The organism is Algoriphagus sp. A40, from assembly GCF_002002735.1.
Lineage (GTDB): Bacteria > Bacteroidota > Bacteroidia > Cytophagales > Cyclobacteriaceae > Algoriphagus.
On the sequence record NZ_MUNY01000044.1, the window covers coordinates 1 to 16,335 of the forward strand.

The 16,335-nt window shown below is 44.4% G+C and carries 13 protein-coding genes; 7 read left to right on the top strand and 6 right to left on the bottom strand.

The features are described 5' to 3' along the window. Positions 1-116: 116 nt before the first annotated feature. Entirely contained in the window at positions 117-845 is a 729-nt protein-coding gene (locus B0E43_RS27840; RefSeq protein WP_077347993.1) for a hypothetical protein, read from the top strand. 240 nt (positions 846-1,085) lie between these two features. Here B0E43_RS27840 and B0E43_RS27845 read toward each other — a convergent pair whose 3' ends face one another. From B0E43_RS27845 to B0E43_RS27870, 6 genes are all read right to left on the bottom strand, one after another. Further along, positions 1,086-1,487: a HipA N-terminal domain-containing protein gene (locus tag B0E43_RS27845; protein ID WP_077347995.1), complete on the bottom strand. Its 402-nt coding sequence runs from the start codon at positions 1,485-1,487 to the stop codon at positions 1,086-1,088. A gap of 3 nt (positions 1,488-1,490) precedes the next feature. Continuing rightward, positions 1,491-2,501 carry a HipA domain-containing protein gene (locus B0E43_RS27850; protein WP_139352687.1) on the bottom strand — a complete coding sequence of 337 codons (1,011 nt, stop codon included), beginning with the start codon at positions 2,499-2,501 and terminating at the stop codon, positions 1,491-1,493. Between the two features lie 1,086 nt (positions 2,502-3,587). Next, a complete protein-coding gene (locus B0E43_RS27855) occupies positions 3,588-6,014 on the bottom strand; it encodes a sensor histidine kinase (protein WP_077347999.1) in 2,427 nt (808 codons plus the stop codon). Positions 6,015-6,283: 269 nt separating this feature from the next. Further along, a complete protein-coding gene (locus B0E43_RS27860) occupies positions 6,284-7,354 on the bottom strand; it encodes an adenylate/guanylate cyclase domain-containing protein (RefSeq protein WP_077348001.1) in 1,071 nt (356 codons plus the stop codon). 249 nt (positions 7,355-7,603) lie between these two features. Beyond that, positions 7,604-8,911, bottom strand: coding sequence for an alginate export family protein (locus B0E43_RS27865; protein ID WP_168171905.1), 1,308 nt, complete (start codon positions 8,909-8,911; stop codon positions 7,604-7,606). An 81-nt stretch (positions 8,912-8,992) separates the two neighbouring features. Then, entirely contained in the window at positions 8,993-10,783 is a 1,791-nt protein-coding gene (locus B0E43_RS27870) for an amidohydrolase (RefSeq protein ID WP_077348005.1), read from the bottom strand. A gap of 244 nt (positions 10,784-11,027) precedes the next feature. Here B0E43_RS27870 and B0E43_RS27875 point away from each other — a divergent pair, with 244 nt between their 5' ends. From B0E43_RS27875 to B0E43_RS27900, 6 genes are all read left to right on the top strand, one after another. Continuing rightward, positions 11,028-11,729: a hydrolase gene (locus B0E43_RS27875; RefSeq protein WP_077348007.1), complete on the top strand. Its 702-nt coding sequence runs from the start codon at positions 11,028-11,030 to the stop codon at positions 11,727-11,729. A 182-nt stretch (positions 11,730-11,911) separates the two neighbouring features. Further along, positions 11,912-12,697, top strand: a complete 786-nt coding sequence (locus B0E43_RS27880) for an alpha/beta hydrolase (protein WP_077348009.1) — start codon at positions 11,912-11,914, stop codon at positions 12,695-12,697. A gap of 59 nt (positions 12,698-12,756) precedes the next feature. Continuing rightward, positions 12,757-13,665, top strand: coding sequence for an alpha/beta fold hydrolase (locus tag B0E43_RS27885; RefSeq protein ID WP_077348011.1), 909 nt, complete (start codon positions 12,757-12,759; stop codon positions 13,663-13,665). A 36-nt stretch (positions 13,666-13,701) separates the two neighbouring features. Further along, entirely contained in the window at positions 13,702-14,616 is a 915-nt protein-coding gene (locus B0E43_RS27890) for an alpha/beta hydrolase (protein WP_077348013.1), read from the top strand. Positions 14,617-14,721: 105 nt separating this feature from the next. Next, complete coding sequence (locus B0E43_RS27895; RefSeq protein ID WP_077348287.1) at positions 14,722-15,696, top strand: alpha/beta hydrolase; 975 nt, start codon at positions 14,722-14,724, stop codon at positions 15,694-15,696. Between the two features lie 6 nt (positions 15,697-15,702). Then, on the top strand, positions 15,703-16,335 hold the full coding sequence (locus B0E43_RS27900; protein WP_077348015.1) for an isochorismatase family cysteine hydrolase: 633 nt from the start codon (positions 15,703-15,705) through the stop codon (positions 16,333-16,335).

The following is a 16,335-nucleotide window of genomic DNA, read 5'->3' on the forward strand; positions in this document are numbered from 1 at the left end:
AAAATATATTCTGTAAAAATTTCTTTTTGTGATTTTTTTGGGTTATAATTTTAAAACAGGAGAAAAAAGAAATCAAACCTCTCCAAATATTTATTATTCATCAAAAAGTTAAAATTATGCCACCTAAAAAAAACGAAAAAAAATCTGTCGCAAATCACGAACAGGACCCAGACCAACTTTGGAAAGCCTTAAAAAGTGAATTAAAATGTGATTGTACTATTCGGAACGGGAAATTAAAGGTTCTCAACACGCTCTTGGAAAGGGAAATTTCAAGTCTTCAGGAGGTTCATGAATTAAATTGGGATCATGAAAACCTAAAAATAGAATTTCAATCTGTTGATTGGATTGCCCATTTCATTAGTCTACCTGAAGGAGCCAAACTTGCAAAATTTGCAGAGATGGCAGAAGACATCTATCAATTTCTTGGTAAAGAATATTACTACCAAATCTTAGCTGATATCATTACTACAATGAAAACTATAGGGGATTGGAAGTATGATGTTTTAGAATTGATCAACTTAGGTAATCATAGTCAAAAACATTTAATGGAAGCAGAAGAATTGGGGAATTTTCACAAGCTTCCAGAATCTTTTACAGTATTTAGAGGCGTAGGTTTAAATGATAAACAGCACGATGTTGAAGATTACTTATCCACAAGCTGGACTCTTGATCTTGAAATTGCCAAACTTCATGCAAAAAAGTCCACTGGTGTACCCATCCTATTCAAGTATGAAGTTCAAAAAAGAGAAGTACTAGCATATTTTTCGAGATACGGCCAGCATGAAATACTTCTGGATTTCATGGACATTGATTTTCAGGATGTTGAGATTGAATATCTGGGCTAAAACCAGGTTGATTAAAGTCAAAACCTTCTTCAATTTAAAGGAAGAATCAACATGGGTAAGCTCCCTCGAAAAAGATGTTTAAAAGTTAAATTATGAAACTAATTGTATTATTTACTAAGATGTTTGGAATAAAATCATTGAAAATTTCTCTTTGTATCTCCAAAATGGACTTCATAAAAAAAATGACAAACAAAAAGGCCTTGAGAGAATTCTCCCAAGGCCTTTAACTTTTTAAATTATTTAGACTAAATCCAACTCATATGGATTGGAAATCGTTTTTTTTCCAAATCGTTTTAACAATTCCAATTCATTGGTTTCATTGATTTTTTCTTTTTTCAGAATCTCCTTTACTGCGGGCTGTTTTAATCCAGGAATTCGGGTTTGGAAAAATGGCCAAAGGGTATCATTCGAATAAACCTTGTCCAAATTTGAAAACCCCGCAATATGATTGTATTGGTTACGGAGCTCTTTAAATTCATCCGTATACATAAATTTCCACTCCCCTTCCTCACAAACAAGCTTCCCAATAACAACCTTGTCAATTTTCAGCTCAAAGGTTGCTTTGGCATCTGCAGGCAAGTGAATCTCGATTTCGCTGTCATCATTCGACTTTGAAAACAGTTTTTTGAAATGCTTTAACATATTTTATTCCTCCCTAATCCTTTTAAATCTCTCTTTTATAATATGTTCAATCAATTTGCACCTTTCTGGAATGAAAAAACAGAAAAACTCCATTTTTAACATTTCTAGAACCTGATGCTCGTTTTCTTCTGAAGCCAATTCACTGATTATAACCTTGAATTCAGTATTCAAGTTCTTTAAATATTTAATCAACCCAAAGTGGTTGATTTCACTGTCCCCATCAATACTGATCCTTGGGCATGCAGACTCGATATAATTTTCCACTTTTCTGCCACCATGGCCCATCGCCTCCAAATGTTTGATGATCCACTCATCACTATTGTTCCAGAGCAAACCTCTTGCCGAATCATAAAGTGGTGCCAATCTGGGAATAGTACCGACTTTTTTAGTGTTAGCAATAATCCCCCAATTGTAAAAGTGTCTATCATTATTTCCAACCAGCCCGTCAAATGCAATCATTTTTACAAGCTCCTTAATCAAATCACTTCCTTGATCTCCAAATTTAAATTCAATGGCACGCTGGATAAACTCAAATGTGAATAATTGACGAGACGTGGCTCTTTCATTGGCTATTTTGGCAGCCATTTCCATGTCATCCAAATATTCTCCACAAATTTCAGCACCGTGTACAAGTGTTTCATTCTTTTTAAGAAAATATTTACTCAGAAACCTGATTTGGCCATTGATTTTGAAGATCGCCACATCATTCAAAGTCAGGTTTAGTTCCTGACCAATCCTGTTTATCATGTATTCGATAACGGATTCATGTGGATACCATTTCTCAGCAGTTTTTGCGATGTAAGGAATCCAAGTTTTTGGATTCTTCCTTCTTATCCCACTTTCCTTGAAGAATTCATACACCCTAATAAACTGTTTTGGGGCATCTCCATCGAGAGGGATATTTTCAACAAAATAATCTTTAGGTGAGAGAAATGGTATTTTCTTCTCATTCAACAACAAGCCAGAGCAGCTAATTGATTGCTCTTTTCTAAGTTGATTTTTTGAAGAAATCACAGTGAACAAATCTTTGACAAAAATAAGGAATAAATACCGAATTCATGAATCGATATTCTTTTTCCCCTACTTATAGGTTGAAATCCTGATAATTGGTCTTCTGCCATTTCATGAGTCAGGGATGAATTTTTTGGGATAAAGCGGATCTTTAAATATTTAAATCTTAGTTTTAAGAACCCCAAGATATTTGATGTTTTCTAAGGTAAAGCCTTACTCTTCTGAGTCAAAAAGTCAATTATTTCTGAAAGTACTTCCTTCCTTTTTTTAACAGGAAGTCAATTCAATTGTGGTTAATTTCTTGAATTAAGTGTTTGATTATGAATCTCTTTTAGAATTGAAGGGACTTTACTCTGGTTGCAACTATCGTTGATAGGGGGAGCTCTAAAAAGATAAAAAACCTGTTAGATTCATTTCTGACAGGTTTTCTTGTTTTAATAGGTTTTACCATTTTAGAAAAACCACACTTCTAACCTACCCTTCGCTGTAATTCAATAGCACTTTCAATAGCACTTTTGACACTTCAATATTGTATCCAATCCTCTTCCTGCATTGTAAGGCATTGACTGAGTAGTTTTCTTCAACTTCAAAGCCCACTTCACAGTGTCTTCAGGACTCAAAAGACTCTCCCCTTTCCTTTGCATAAAAGAATTTACTGAATAAGGAATCCCTATTCCTAAATCTGAAACTGCGATGATGATTTCACCTTTGTATGGGTAGTACTGACAAAAAACGTAGGAATCAATTGGGGACTATGCATTATATATTTAAACCAGATGAAGAAAAAGTCGATCTTGACAGTTCCCTCCTTTTAACCAAGCAAGCAGAAACGCTCGCGAGGAAAATAGATTATTAAAGCGGATAGTGTGCTTAACTCCGCAGCCTACAGTGAGGGTGGGGACAGGGAAAAAGGAAAAATATTTGCAGAGACCGACGCAAGCCAAAGCTATTCGGGTTAAGGGCAACGACTGAAACCGTTTTGATTTACTAGGAATACTTTTTCCGGGAGTGGTTCGGATCTGGGAAAGTGGGATTTAGCGATTTTTGGTAAGCTCTATGCCACAAGCCGTTTCTATGTCTTCCGATATTCTAGTACCGCTTTTCACTCAGCATTTGTAAAGGCACGTTAGCTACAAACCTCACAAAAACCTGTACGCCAGCTTCCGATGCAATCGAAAAAACACCATCGATATCTTCTGTCAATCCCCGCATCAATTTCAATCCCAAACTTCCGGCGTTCTTCTTTTTATGCTCAGGGATACCTACGCCATTATCGGAAATTCTTAACTCAATCTGTTGCTTATCGAGTTCCTTTAGCGAAATGGAGATTCTACTACCCGTCATATCATCCGGAAAAGCATACTTCATAGAATTCGTGATCGCCTCATTCACAATCAGTCCCAAAGAAACCGCCTGAGACACATCCAATTCAACCCGATCCAGATCCAGAGAAACAGGGATGACCCTGGACACCATGAGACTTTCATGGAGGTGCTGGATCAGCTCACGGAGATATTCCTCCATATTGATAGAGGCAATGTCCGTCGACTGATACAGCTTCTTGTGGATGAGAGACATGGCATACACCCTGTTCTGACTGTCCTGAATCGCATAGAGGGCTTCTTCGCTTAAATGCCGAGACTGAGATTCCAACAAACTCAGCACAGTCTGGAGGTTATTTTTGACCCGATGATGGACTTCTTTGAGGAGCCATTCTTTCTCTGTCAGCAGGTGCTTCAGCTGGTCGTTGGCTTTCTGTTTGACCTGATAGCGGCTATACAGCAGCCCCAAAATGGTCAAAAGCAAAGCCAGACCTCCGATCGAAATGTTCCTCAAAAGATTAGCCCGCGACAATTCCGCCTCTCTCAACTCGCTCTCTTTGGTTAGAAGCTGGATGTCCTGGTCCTTCTGAACAGTCTCATATTGGATTTGCAACTCTCTGAGTTTATTTCGTTGTGCAAAAGCAACTGCTGAATCATAGTAAATCTTGTACTTTCCAAAATTCGAAACAGCGGATTGGTAGTTGCCTTGCGCAGAGTCGATCTTGTAGAGAGAATGGTACCCGTCACTGAGCGCCCATACCGGCATGTTTTTAAAAGTGACAGTTATTTTCTCGGCAAACCTCTGTGACCCCTTCAGATCTCCTATCTCATAATAGAATTTTGAAAGGTTGGTATAATCGGAGGGAACAACAGCGAAGCGATGTTCAGGCCCCAAATTGTCAGTCAATGCAACATAGGAATCAAAATATTCCTTCGCCTTGTCCATGTCTTTCAGATTGAAATAGGCCAGTCCCTTGGTAATGGTAAGTCGCAGGGACTCGAAGTGATTGGTTGGAGGAAACCCAGCCTCAGATTCTTCAATCGCATCGAGTGCCTTCTGAGGTTCTTCGAAGGCCATATAATAGCTAAATTCAAGAAACGGCTTATACCACAAAATCTTTGTCTCCTTTGTCCTGGGAGCATCAAGCGCTCGTTCAATCCACTTTAATCCTGACTCATAGTCGTTTACAGCGCCATAAATTTGGAAGAGTCGCATGTAACACAAAGGGGCAAAAGCAACATCGCCAGTCTCCTCAATACTTTTGATTGATGCTTCGCCAAAGGTGAAGGCTTGGAGGTAATCCCCCTTAAATACTTCAATGTAAGCCAGAACATTGTAGGTGTATTGCTTATGTTTAAATCCTATTTCGTCTAGCAACTCCAAAACCTTAAGTAATTCTTCTTTTGCCAGACTATGATCCGTAAAAAAATGCTCAGTCAACAGATCCTCCAAAATCAGAACTTCGTTGATCGCCATTTTATTTTTTCTGCTGAGCCTCAGAGCTTCATCCAACAACTGGATTTTGCCGGGAGACCGTAGTGGCAGGCTTGCCCCTTGTTCCGCCAGGACATGGACAAGAGAAATCTCATCCTTGTCCTCTCGGCAAAGGTCAGCTGCCTTTCGAAAGTATCCGTTCCCTTTTTCGCTATTTCCGCGTTGAATCTCCAATCTAGCTTGGAGTTTTAAGCTTTCGATCTGCCACTTCCGGCTGGATGACTCCAAGCTTAATAGGTCAAGTCGCTCCAAATAGTAAGTGGCGCTGTCAATATCCCGCTGCTCTTGTCCCGGCCTAAACAGGAAATGGCTGCCCATTTCTGCCAGCAACTGGAGGTGATTATCGCCGGTACTTTTACTGAGCAATTCATGAACTTCCTTGAACTTACCTTCCTGAATCAACACAGAGCCGGGAGAGTCCGACCCATCATTGTACGCTCCGTTGTAGGGTAGCATGGGGTTAAGATTATAAACTTTACAGGCAAAAATCATCGCGCTGTCCAGATCAATCTGACCTTGGGAGATACTATACAGGTAGTTGCCAGTACTAATCGCAAGAAAGCGCTTCAAAGGGCCGTCGTAGCTAGAAGGTATGGGGTTTTGGGTGACCTGCCCGGAAGCAGGCAGTGAAAAACAAATCAAAAAAATCATCGGCATCCAAAACCTGCACACCAAACGTAACTCCCTTTTTTTCTTCATAAGTTGCAGTGGTCCTACCTGTACAAAATATTCCGTTTCCGGAAGTATTCCCTTTCCCGGTTAGTTAGCAAAAAATCCCAGGGTCTGCCGAATCTCTGCATTAGTCTGACTAATATACAGGAGTATTCTCAGAATTGAGCACCGTTTTGATGACCGGAATTGACAGGATAAACAGTCCAGAATATTGTGTTTAGGATGAGAGTTTTTGCTCGGGTTAAAGTTTCACCTAAAGAGCAGCTTTCTCCTAAGGATTCTCCACTTCGATCACTTTAAAAAATTCCAGAGAGCTTCAAGGTGCTGATACCGACCTTCTCCGCTTTGCCTCTCAATTCCATATCTCCAAGGGGGATTTTTTGATAGAACCCATCATTGGGAAGGATGGCAAGCAGCTCGTCCGAAGCCAGAATTCTGACTTGGTGTTCGTTGCACATCCCCAGAATCCGGGAAGTGGTATTGAGCACGTCACCGGACAAAGTCAACTCTCGCTTGATCACACCAATTTCACCGACAATTACTTTTCCGAAGTGTACTCCAGCCTTAAACTCCGGAACAAAGCCATATTTCAACAGGTATTTGTCTGCCAAGCCGGTGAAAACTCCACTCATCGCGAAATAACATTTCAGGCAATCGTCATTTCTTCCTTTTTGCGACAGCATCCAGGAAATAATCACCTCATCACCGACGTACTGATAGATCTCCCCGCTGTGATCTACAATCGGCCCGGTGATATCCGTAAAGTACTCCTTTAAGAAGCGATGGTAGGTCTCATTTCCCAGTCTTTCAGCGATCCTAGTCGAGGAATTAAGATCAACAAACAGGAATATTCTGGTTTCCTCTTTGGCCCTGTGATATTTCCCCAGCAAAAAATTTATCCAGTTATTCTGCCCAAACTTGTCATTGACCTGTAGGGTCAACTGGGTCAGGACCAGGACGATCAGCCAGGCCATGGCATTTTTCAAATGAATGGAATCTCCTAAAAAAGCGGTAAACGATTCGGTAAATCCGACGGAATTGGACTTTTGTAGCGCCCAAACCAGGGACACGATTACCACTAGGCTGGAGCTGACCAGGATAAACGAAACAATCACCAGCGCGATGGACTTCCAATAGGGACCATCCCGATATCGCTCGTTCACATAGTAAACCAAGACCCCCCCACCCAATACGCCTGCGGCAAAGCCAACGCTTCCGTTGAGAAGCAAGCTCGATTTCAAGTCATATCCCTCGCTGAATCCGGCAGAACTCAATGAGGAGATCGTCAGGTAGTCATACACGGTCAGGATCAATCCAATGACTGTCCAGCTGGTGACAATTAGCAGGTGTTTTTTAAGTTTTATCATGAATTTGGTTCCCTAATTAGTCTTTATGATTGTCGCAATGACACCAGTAACCAAGTTTTATTTCGATTACACCTCGACAAGCTCGGTGTCCGAAAACCCATTGTCTTTAGGGAGGGGGAGGAAAGGCGGCTTCGCCGCCTTTCCTCCCCCTCCCTCAATCAAAACATTGTTTCGGTGGTCGAGCTTGTCGAGATCATATCGTAAATTTTTTAATGCTGGTGTAAAAACAGATATTCATTTTAGTCTTTTCTAATATCTATACTGTACAGTAAGTGCTGCAAACAGCACATCCTTGCCTGCTCCCACTTCTTTGAGATACTCATCCGCCTGAAACCAAGTGAATTCCGGCACAATGGAGAGGTGATCATTCGGGCTGTATTCAAGATTCACTCCCATCTGATTGCCGATCTTCCTCTCTTCACTTTCGGCGAGATATAAAATCCGGACATTGGGACCATAGATCCCGTCCTGAGTGCTGAATCTCCAGAAAAGATCATAATCCATCGAAAAAACAAGCTCATCAGCCAAGCTGACCTGAAAAGAAGGATGCACATCAATCAGATTTACCGGGCCGATAATCGCCGCCAAGCCAAAATAGGCCCCTCTTGGAAACATGGGATTAAAGGAATTTAGGATGTCGTCTGAACGGACTTTGTCCCCACTGATCACTTCAGTTTTCAAGCCAAAGCCAGGCTTGGAATTAAACTGATCCAGCGAATAAAACAGATTTGCGGAAGCGGTATAGGCACTTATCCGCTGCTCCCCGAAGCTACCAAACTGATACAGCGCCTCCAGATCAAAGCTCAACTTCCGCCAGACACCAGACCACCTGGAACCAATGGAATGCCTGACTTCCTGTTCAGGAGAAAAGCCGTTGAAAGAAGCCAACTCATCTTCAAATCCGATGTAATAATGGTCCATCTTGGAGTTTTGATTCATATTCCACACCCCATACATTGCCCAAAGTGCTTTTATCCCGCTGATTTCATCATCAAAAACACCCTGTAAGATCTGCACCGGTCGTGCATAAAAAGCATCAATTCCATAGCGGGTTGATTTGTAAAACAGCTTGGCCGCGTCGAAACTAAGCCGGTTGTTCGGTCCCTCACGCACCGTGATCAGTCTTTCCGAGCCATAGCTCATTTCCTGCCGTCCCACACGGGCAGTCAGGTACTTGCTTGGGTTTTCCCAGAGTTTATATTCGAAGAAAAGCTGATGGACGCCCAGCCTGTTTTCATCAATAGGCCGGTTTGGGTCTGGGCGCCCCACTGCAAATGTGCTGTTCAACTGCGCAAAGGCCCGAAAACGGTTGATGTGCATGTCCCCATGAAACATAAATCGGGTGTAAAAGGCCAGATACTCTTCCTTAGGTCCATCACCCCAATCCTCATTCTTGAACCATTGGGCTTGATAGCGGATCTCCCCTCCGAGACTTAGAAAGCTATTTTCCGAAACTGGCAGATATTTGATCTTAGGAAACCGATGTGAGGAATCAGTTTTCAAAAAGCCATAGTCTTCTTCATAGCGAACATTTCTGATCTTATTTTGCTGAGCCATAGCCAGGTTTGAGATACAAAAACACAAAAGGAAAATTCTCGGTATAGCCATGAATCAATGGGTTTAGCATGATTTCACAACTCACTGATTCTGATAGCCACCGTAAAAATTCACCGGCGACCAGGCAGGACTAACTGCTGCCGGAGTCGGATCCAGATCTTTAAAAATGCCATCGGCAAAGACTATCTTCCCGCCGACGACAGTCAGTTCGGAAGTCAGTTGCCTGATTTCTTCCTCCTGGATCGAAAGGTAGTCATTCGAAAGCACTGCAAAGTCAGCATACATTCCTTCCTTGATGTACCCCTTGACATATTCTTCGGAGGAAAACCAGGCACTTCCTATGGTCAGGAGTTTCAGTGCTTCATGCCGGCTGATTTTTGCCGACTCGTCATAAAGCTGAGTTCCGCCCCAAGTCTTGCCGGAGACTGCCCAGTAAAGCGCCAACATGGGATTGTAACTGGAAACTCTCGTCCCGTCTGTTCCTAAACCCACAGGAATGCCCATTTCAATCATCTTTCGGATTGGCGGAGCTTGTCCCCCTGCCTCGGCACCATACCGATCTACAAAATATTCTCCTTGGAAAAGCATCCTGTTTTGCACCGCGATACCGCCGCCCATGCGTTTGATCTTTCGGAGGTTTTCCTCACTTATTGTCTCCGCGTGGTCGATGATCCATCTGACCCGATTTAGAAAAGGTTGATTTTTATCCACCTTTTCCAGGACTTTCAAAAAGCGTGTGATGCTCTCGTCATAGGTGGCATGAATCCGGAAAGGCCATTTATTTTTAGCCAAAACGCTGACAATGGAATCCAGTTCCTGCTCCATTTCCCGGCTCAGTTCGGGCCTGGGTTCCAGAAAATTTTCGAAGTCAGCCGCCGCCCAGGTGAGGTTTTCTCCTGCGCCATGCAGCATATAGCCGTTGGGTCTCAGCATATCCTGGTTTTCATGGAGCTTCTGCTGAGAGGTCCAGGATTTGACATCCTGAAGTTCCTTGCCCTTGTCCACAGCAAAAAGGTAATAGGAGGTACGCACGGACAGCTTTCCCTGCTGAGCCAGCTCCTTGACCACCGCATAATCATCCGGAAAATATTGGCCTCCTCCTCCTGCGTCTATGGCGCTGGTCACTCCCAGTCGGTTCAGTTCTCTGAAGTAGTGAATTGTGGAAATGAGCTGGTCTTCCCTGCTGAGTTTTGGAAGGAGGGTCAGGGTCTTATAGAGCACCAAAGCACTTGGTTTGGCAATCAAAAACCCTGTTGGCTTTCCGTTTTTCAATTCCACTTCACCTCCGGGAAACTTGGTATTCTGATCATATCCCAGGATCTCCACTCCTTTTTGATTCAGATAACCAAGAGAATACAGATACATAATGTAAACCGGCTTGTCCGGAACGGCGGCATTGATTTCCTCCAAGGTTGGCAGGCGCTTTTCCTCAAACTGAAATTCTCCCCAACCACCGACAACCCGAATCCACTCCCCCTCCGGAGTTCGATCCGCCTGCTCCTTGAGCATCTCCAGCGCCTTGGCTATACTTCTTACACCGTCCCATCTTAATTCAAGCGAATAGTTTAATCCTTCCCTAATAAGGTGTGTATGCGAGTCATTCAGCCCGGGGATAATCGTCTTGCCCTGAGCATCCAGGACTTGGGTGCTGTCGCCTTTTAGTTTCAAGATCTCTTCAGAAGTCCCGATTTGGAGAAAATTGCCATCCTTCACAGCGAAGGCCTCCGCGAATACGCCCTCTGTCTCCAGAGTCACTTTGGCATTATAGACGATCATGTCCGGAAAGTCTTCGGGCAAGAGTTTTTCTGATTTTGGGGAACAGGCTGTCAGCATCGACAGCGTAATCAGTCCAAGTAATAGGTCATGTCTCATTTGAGTGAACAGTTTTGTATTTACCACTCAATATATAGAGGCATCCACTTTCAATAAATAGACAAATCAACACTATACATGTACAATTCAATTTATACTATACAACTACCTTTTGGCCTATTATTTAATTGAAAAACATAAAATAAGAAATACAATAAAATAAATAATCCAGCAATCGATTGGCAACTCTATTCGATTCAAATTTACAGACACAATTTCTCAAATCTAACAAAATAGAAAAACTATGAAAAATCCCATCTTATCAACATGTACATTCCTTTTAGGAATTACCCTAGCGCCACCCGCATTTGCACAGAAGCCTTCAGCGGAACTCCTGACACCAAGTAATCACGTCTTGGTTATGATCGATCACGAGAGCCAAATGGCTTTCCCGGTTGAAAATATTGACATCGAGGAGCTCCGAAACAACGTTGGCCTTTTGGCGGGCGGGTCCAAGATCTTCAAGGTTCCGACGATTATCACTACTGTGGCTGAGGAGTCTTTCAGTGGTCCGGTGTTTCCTGAGATCGAGGAAATCTATCCAAAAGCCAGCTCCAATTACATCGACCGAACTACCATGAACGCCTGGGAAGACGGGCCAGCCCATAAAGCCATAACAGGAGCTGGAAAGAAGAAAATCGTCATTGCAGGGCTTTGGACGAGTGTTTGCATCGTCGGGCCGGTTCTTTCTGCGATTCAGGACGGATACGAAGTGTATGTGATTACTGACGGTTGCGGTGATACCAGTGAGCAAGCCCACGAGATGGCCATCCAACGGATGGTTCAGCAGGGCGCCAAGCCGATGACCGCAACTCAATACGTATTGGAACTCCAGCGGGACTGGGCAAGAAGCGAAACGTATGGCCCGGTAACTTCCCTGTTCAAAAAATATGGCGGAGCCTATGGGATAGGGATTCAGTACGCTCATAAAGTCATCAAGCACTAGAACTCCGCTTATTTACCAATTATAAATCAGCCAATAAAAGCGTTGATATATACATTTTAATATAGCACTTGCACATTGTATTCCCTATTACATAGAGCTAGTTTTGATATGTTAGCTATTCGAAAAACATATTTTAGCGGACATTTTAAGACAATTAAATCTAACATAAACTACTCAGCGAAATGAAAACTATCAAGTCCAAAACTATCCTATTTATCACCGGTGCTTTTGTGAGTCATACCTGTTGGGATGAATGGAAAGAATACTTTGAAAGCAAAGGCTATGATACATTTGCGCCGCCTTGGCCCCATAAGGATGCATCCGCTCAAGAACTGCGGGATCGCCAGCCTAATGACATTGATTTGGCGACACTGACTACCTATGAACTAATTGATCACTACGCCAATATTGCCAAAAGTCTTCCCGAAAAACCCATCCTGATCGGGCATTCATTCGGTGGACTGATCACCCAGGTTTTACTTAACCGTGACCTCGGAGTGGCGGGTGTGGCCATCCATTCGGCACCGCCCAAGGGAGTATTTCCCTATGAATTTTCATTCCTGAGGGCGGGATGGAAAGTTTTGGGGCTTTTCACCTCTATGAAAAAAACCTACATGATGTCCTTCAAGGATTGGCAGTATGCATTTGTCAACGGAATGGATGCCAAGGATCAGCGTGCAGCTTATTCCAAATACACTATTCCGGAGTCAAAAACCGCCGCCCGTGGCGCACTGACTGACGCCACCAAGGTGGACTACGACAAACCCCATCCCCCTTTGCTTTTTACCTCCGGCAGTACAGATCACATCATGCCTGCGCACCTGAACTACCGCAATTACAAGAAGTACAAGCAAAACGGCTCCGTTCTCGAATACAAGGAGTTTCCCGGAAAAAATCACTTTGTCCTGGGATTGCCGAGCTGGAAAGAAGACGCTGACTACATCTTAAGCTGGTTGGCAAAGGTTTAGTCAAAATCTTTTCCGATTGCCATTTCAAATACCCAAAACCAACAAAAAATTTAACTGCTATGAAAAATTTCTCAACCGAGACTTCCTCCGGCACTCAAACTGGTTCAAAACTTAGCAAAGATCGCCATCTCAATTATCCCGCATTGGAAGCGCCCACCCAATTTGCCGAGCTCAAAGGCCGGACGATTGCCTTTCGGTGCATTGGATCCGGAAAGAACCTCTTCCTCTGTAACCGGTTCCGGGGAAATCTGGACACCTGGGATCCGGCATTTTTGGATGCTCTGGCGCAGAAATACCAGGTGATCATCTTTGATTACACCGGATTTGGCCTCTCTACCGGTCCGGCACCAACGACCATCGATGGATTTGTGGCTGATCTCAGAGACCTGATGGAAGCTTTCTGCATCAAGAAATGTGTGGTAGGCGGTTGGTCTTTTGGAGGATTGGTCGCCCAGAAATACATCGCCGATTCTCCCAAATCAGTCAGCCATGGCATTCTGATCGGCACCGGTCCGATGGGTAAAAATGAGATGCCAATAGAGCCGATTTTCTTTGAAGTCTCTCAAAAATTGGAAAACAGTCTGGAAGATGAAATGATCTTGTTCTTCGAACCGGAATGGGAAGCAAGTCGCGAGGCGGCTGTAAAAAGCCATCGAAGGATTCATAGCCGGAAGGCTGATCTCGACATCAAAATCCCTGAAAAGCTGTGGGGACACTATACGATGGCTTTTGTAGAATGCTTTGAGGATACTGAAAATATCCGAAGCAAAATCAACCAAACCAAAGTCCCTCTTTTGGTCTTGATGGGGGATCACGACATCAGCTTCCCGGTGAAAAACTGGTATGCCTTGGTCCGAAAGCTTGAGACCGCACAGTTGATCGTCTTCCCTATGGCCGGGCATGGTCCCCAGCACGAGTTCCCAAAACTCTCTGCGCGATACATCCACCATTTCATCAAGTATAGCTAAGCCACTATTGTTCTACCACAAAAAAAATTGACCACAATGAAAACTATTCCAATTCTAATTTTCCTGTCCTGTCTATCCTTGATTTTGCCAACTACTACAGAAGCAAATCAACCGCTTGACAGTGAGCTTCCCAAAGCGGAGGGTTCAAAAACTATCCTGTTCATCACCGGAGCATTTGTCACCAATACGGGATGGGACGAATGGAAGGCCTATTTTGAGTCCAAAGGGTACAAAACATTTGCCCCACCCTGGCCATACAAAGACGCCACAGCGGCCGAACTCCGAAGCAGGCAACCTGATGCAGAACTTGCAACACTCCGTTTTGACGAGCTGGTGGATTATTTCGCGGATTATACCTCCAAGCTACCCGAGAAGCCTATTCTGATCGGTCATTCTACCGGTGGACTGATCGCGCAGCTGCTCCTTCAGCGCGGCCTGGGAGTTTCTGCGGTAGCCTATCATTCGGTTCCCCCGAAAGGCGTCCTGTCCTCGAAGTTCTCCTTTATCAAATCGGTCACCCCCGCCTTTGGACCCTTCAAATCTGCGGACAAAACCTATCTGATGAGCCTGAAACAGTGGCAATACGCTTTCACCAACGGCATGACTGAAGAGGAACAGCAACTCACCTATGATGAGAACACAGTCCCGGAATCGCGCCGCGTCGCCCGAGGAGCAATAGGGAAAGCCGCCAAGATCAACTTCAAAGAGCCGCATGCTCCGCTTCTTTTCGTCTCAGGATCGGAAGACCACATCATCCCCGCCTCGCTGAACAAAAAGAACTTCAAAAAGTACCAGGACGAAAACTCCGTCCTCGTCTACCAGGAGTTTGAGGGACGAAACCACTTTGCCATGGGCCAGGCGACTTGGAAGGAAGATGCGGATTTCATCCTGGACTGGATCGCCAACCCCCGGGAATTGGATACCGAATTATCCACCGCCTCCACGCATTGAGCCATGAAAACCTATCACTTTCTTCCGCTTGTTTCACTACTGATAGCCTGTGCGGAAACCCCAAAAACAGATTCATCCGAAACCAAACTTTCAACTGACACAACCATGCAACTCACAATCCTCGACTACGCCACTGATCCAGCCATCGAAGCACAGACCAAAGCATTCCTGAAGGCGCTCAATACCAGCGGCGGACAGCCCATGGAAACGATGTCCGCCACAGATGCCCGAAAAGTCCTGGAAGGAGCGCAAACCTCGGTCTCCGTGGACCTGTCAGGAGTGGAGATCTCCGAGAAAACCATCACCCAGGACGGGCTTTCCGTCAAGCTTTTCGTCATGAAACCGTCGGGAGCCAAAGAAGATCTGCCGGCTTTTATGTTCTTTCATGGAGGAGGTTGGGTGATCGGTGATTTCCCTACGCACCAGCGGTTTATCCGTGACTTAGTCATCAGCTCCGGTGCGGTTGCAGTCCATGTCGAATATTCCCTTTCGCCTGAAGCCAAATATCCAGTAGCGCTCAACGAGTGTTTTGCGGCTACCAAATGGGTGGCTGCAAACGGAAAGGAAATCGGCGTCGATGGTAGCAGATTGGCCGTCGTAGGAAACAGTGCCGGGGGAAATCTGACCGCTGCGGTAGCTCTCAAAGCCAAGGCTGAAAATGGCCCGGCGTTGAAATTCCAGCTTCTCTTCTGGCCGGTTACCGATGCCAATCTGGATACGGAATCCTACAACCAATTTGCCGAAGATCGCTTCCTGACCAAAAACATGATGCGCTGGTTTTGGAATCACTATGCTGACCCAAGTCAACGAACTGAAATTTATGCGTCTCCTCTTCAGGCCAATCTTGACCAGCTCGAAGGTCTTCCTCCTACCCTCGTGCAAACTGCCGAAAACGATGTGCTTCGAGACGAAGGTGAAGCCTATGCCCGCAAACTGAATGAAGCCGGGGTGCCTGTTTCACTGGTGAGGTATCAGGGAATGATCCATGATTATGGACTTCTAAATCCCCTGGCCGGAATACCGGAGATCCAATCTGCCCTGCGCTATGCCGGATCAGAGTTGAAAAACGCTCTGAAGTAAAACGATATGAACAGCTATCCTCCAGAAAAAACAGCGCTGATCCTCGTCGATCCATTCAATGATTTTCTTTCCGAGGGAGGAAAGCTTTGGAAGTGGACTCAGGAAACAGTCGAGGGTTCAGAACTGGTCAGCAATGTAAAAGCCTTGCTCGCCACCGCCCGAAGATTGGGAATCCAAGTGATCTATGCTCCGCATCACCATACAACGGCAGGTGATTACCTCAACTGGAAATTCCTATCGCCAACGCACAAGGGAACATTTGAAGGAAATTTCTTCGAAAAGGGGTCTTGGGGTGCGGATTTTCATCCGGACTTGCAAGCCCAAAAAGGCGATCTGGTTGCCCAAAACCACTGGACAAGCAGTGGTTTTGCCAATACGGATTTAGACTTTCTGCTCAAGATGCATGGGATAGATCACCTCATCATCACGGGTATGCGGGCAAACACTTGCATCGATTCAACGGCAAGATTTGCAGTGGAATTGGGCTACCATGTGACTTTAATCAAAGATGCCATTGCTGCATTCAACTGGGCAGAGGTGAACGCCGTCACAGATATCACCTTTCCCAACTATGGGCATGCCATGTTTAGCACACAGGAGTTCCTCCAGATTCTGGAGACCGGAGAAACAAACTTTTAA

Coding starts and splice junctions, on each gene's coding strand:
- B0E43_RS27895 (WP_077348287.1), top strand. CDS start 14,722: ATGCAACTCACAATCCTCGACTACGCCACTGATCCAGCCATCGAAGCA.
- B0E43_RS27885 (WP_077348011.1), top strand. CDS start 12,757: ATGAAAAATTTCTCAACCGAGACTTCCTCCGGCACTCAAACTGGTTCA.
- B0E43_RS27870 (WP_077348005.1), bottom strand. CDS start 10,783: ATGAGACATGACCTATTACTTGGACTGATTACGCTGTCGATGCTGACA.
- B0E43_RS27840 (WP_077347993.1), top strand. CDS start 117: ATGCCACCTAAAAAAAACGAAAAAAAATCTGTCGCAAATCACGAACAG.
- B0E43_RS27875 (WP_077348007.1), top strand. CDS start 11,028: ATGAAAAATCCCATCTTATCAACATGTACATTCCTTTTAGGAATTACC.
- B0E43_RS27860 (WP_077348001.1), bottom strand. CDS start 7,354: ATGATAAAACTTAAAAAACACCTGCTAATTGTCACCAGCTGGACAGTC.
- B0E43_RS27880 (WP_077348009.1), top strand. CDS start 11,912: ATGAAAACTATCAAGTCCAAAACTATCCTATTTATCACCGGTGCTTTT.
- B0E43_RS27900 (WP_077348015.1), top strand. CDS start 15,703: ATGAACAGCTATCCTCCAGAAAAAACAGCGCTGATCCTCGTCGATCCA.
- B0E43_RS27855 (WP_077347999.1), bottom strand. CDS start 6,014: ATGAAGAAAAAAAGGGAGTTACGTTTGGTGTGCAGGTTTTGGATGCCG.
- B0E43_RS27865 (WP_168171905.1), bottom strand. CDS start 8,911: ATGGCTCAGCAAAATAAGATCAGAAATGTTCGCTATGAAGAAGACTAT.
- B0E43_RS27890 (WP_077348013.1), top strand. CDS start 13,702: ATGAAAACTATTCCAATTCTAATTTTCCTGTCCTGTCTATCCTTGATT.
- B0E43_RS27845 (WP_077347995.1), bottom strand. CDS start 1,487: ATGTTAAAGCATTTCAAAAAACTGTTTTCAAAGTCGAATGATGACAGC.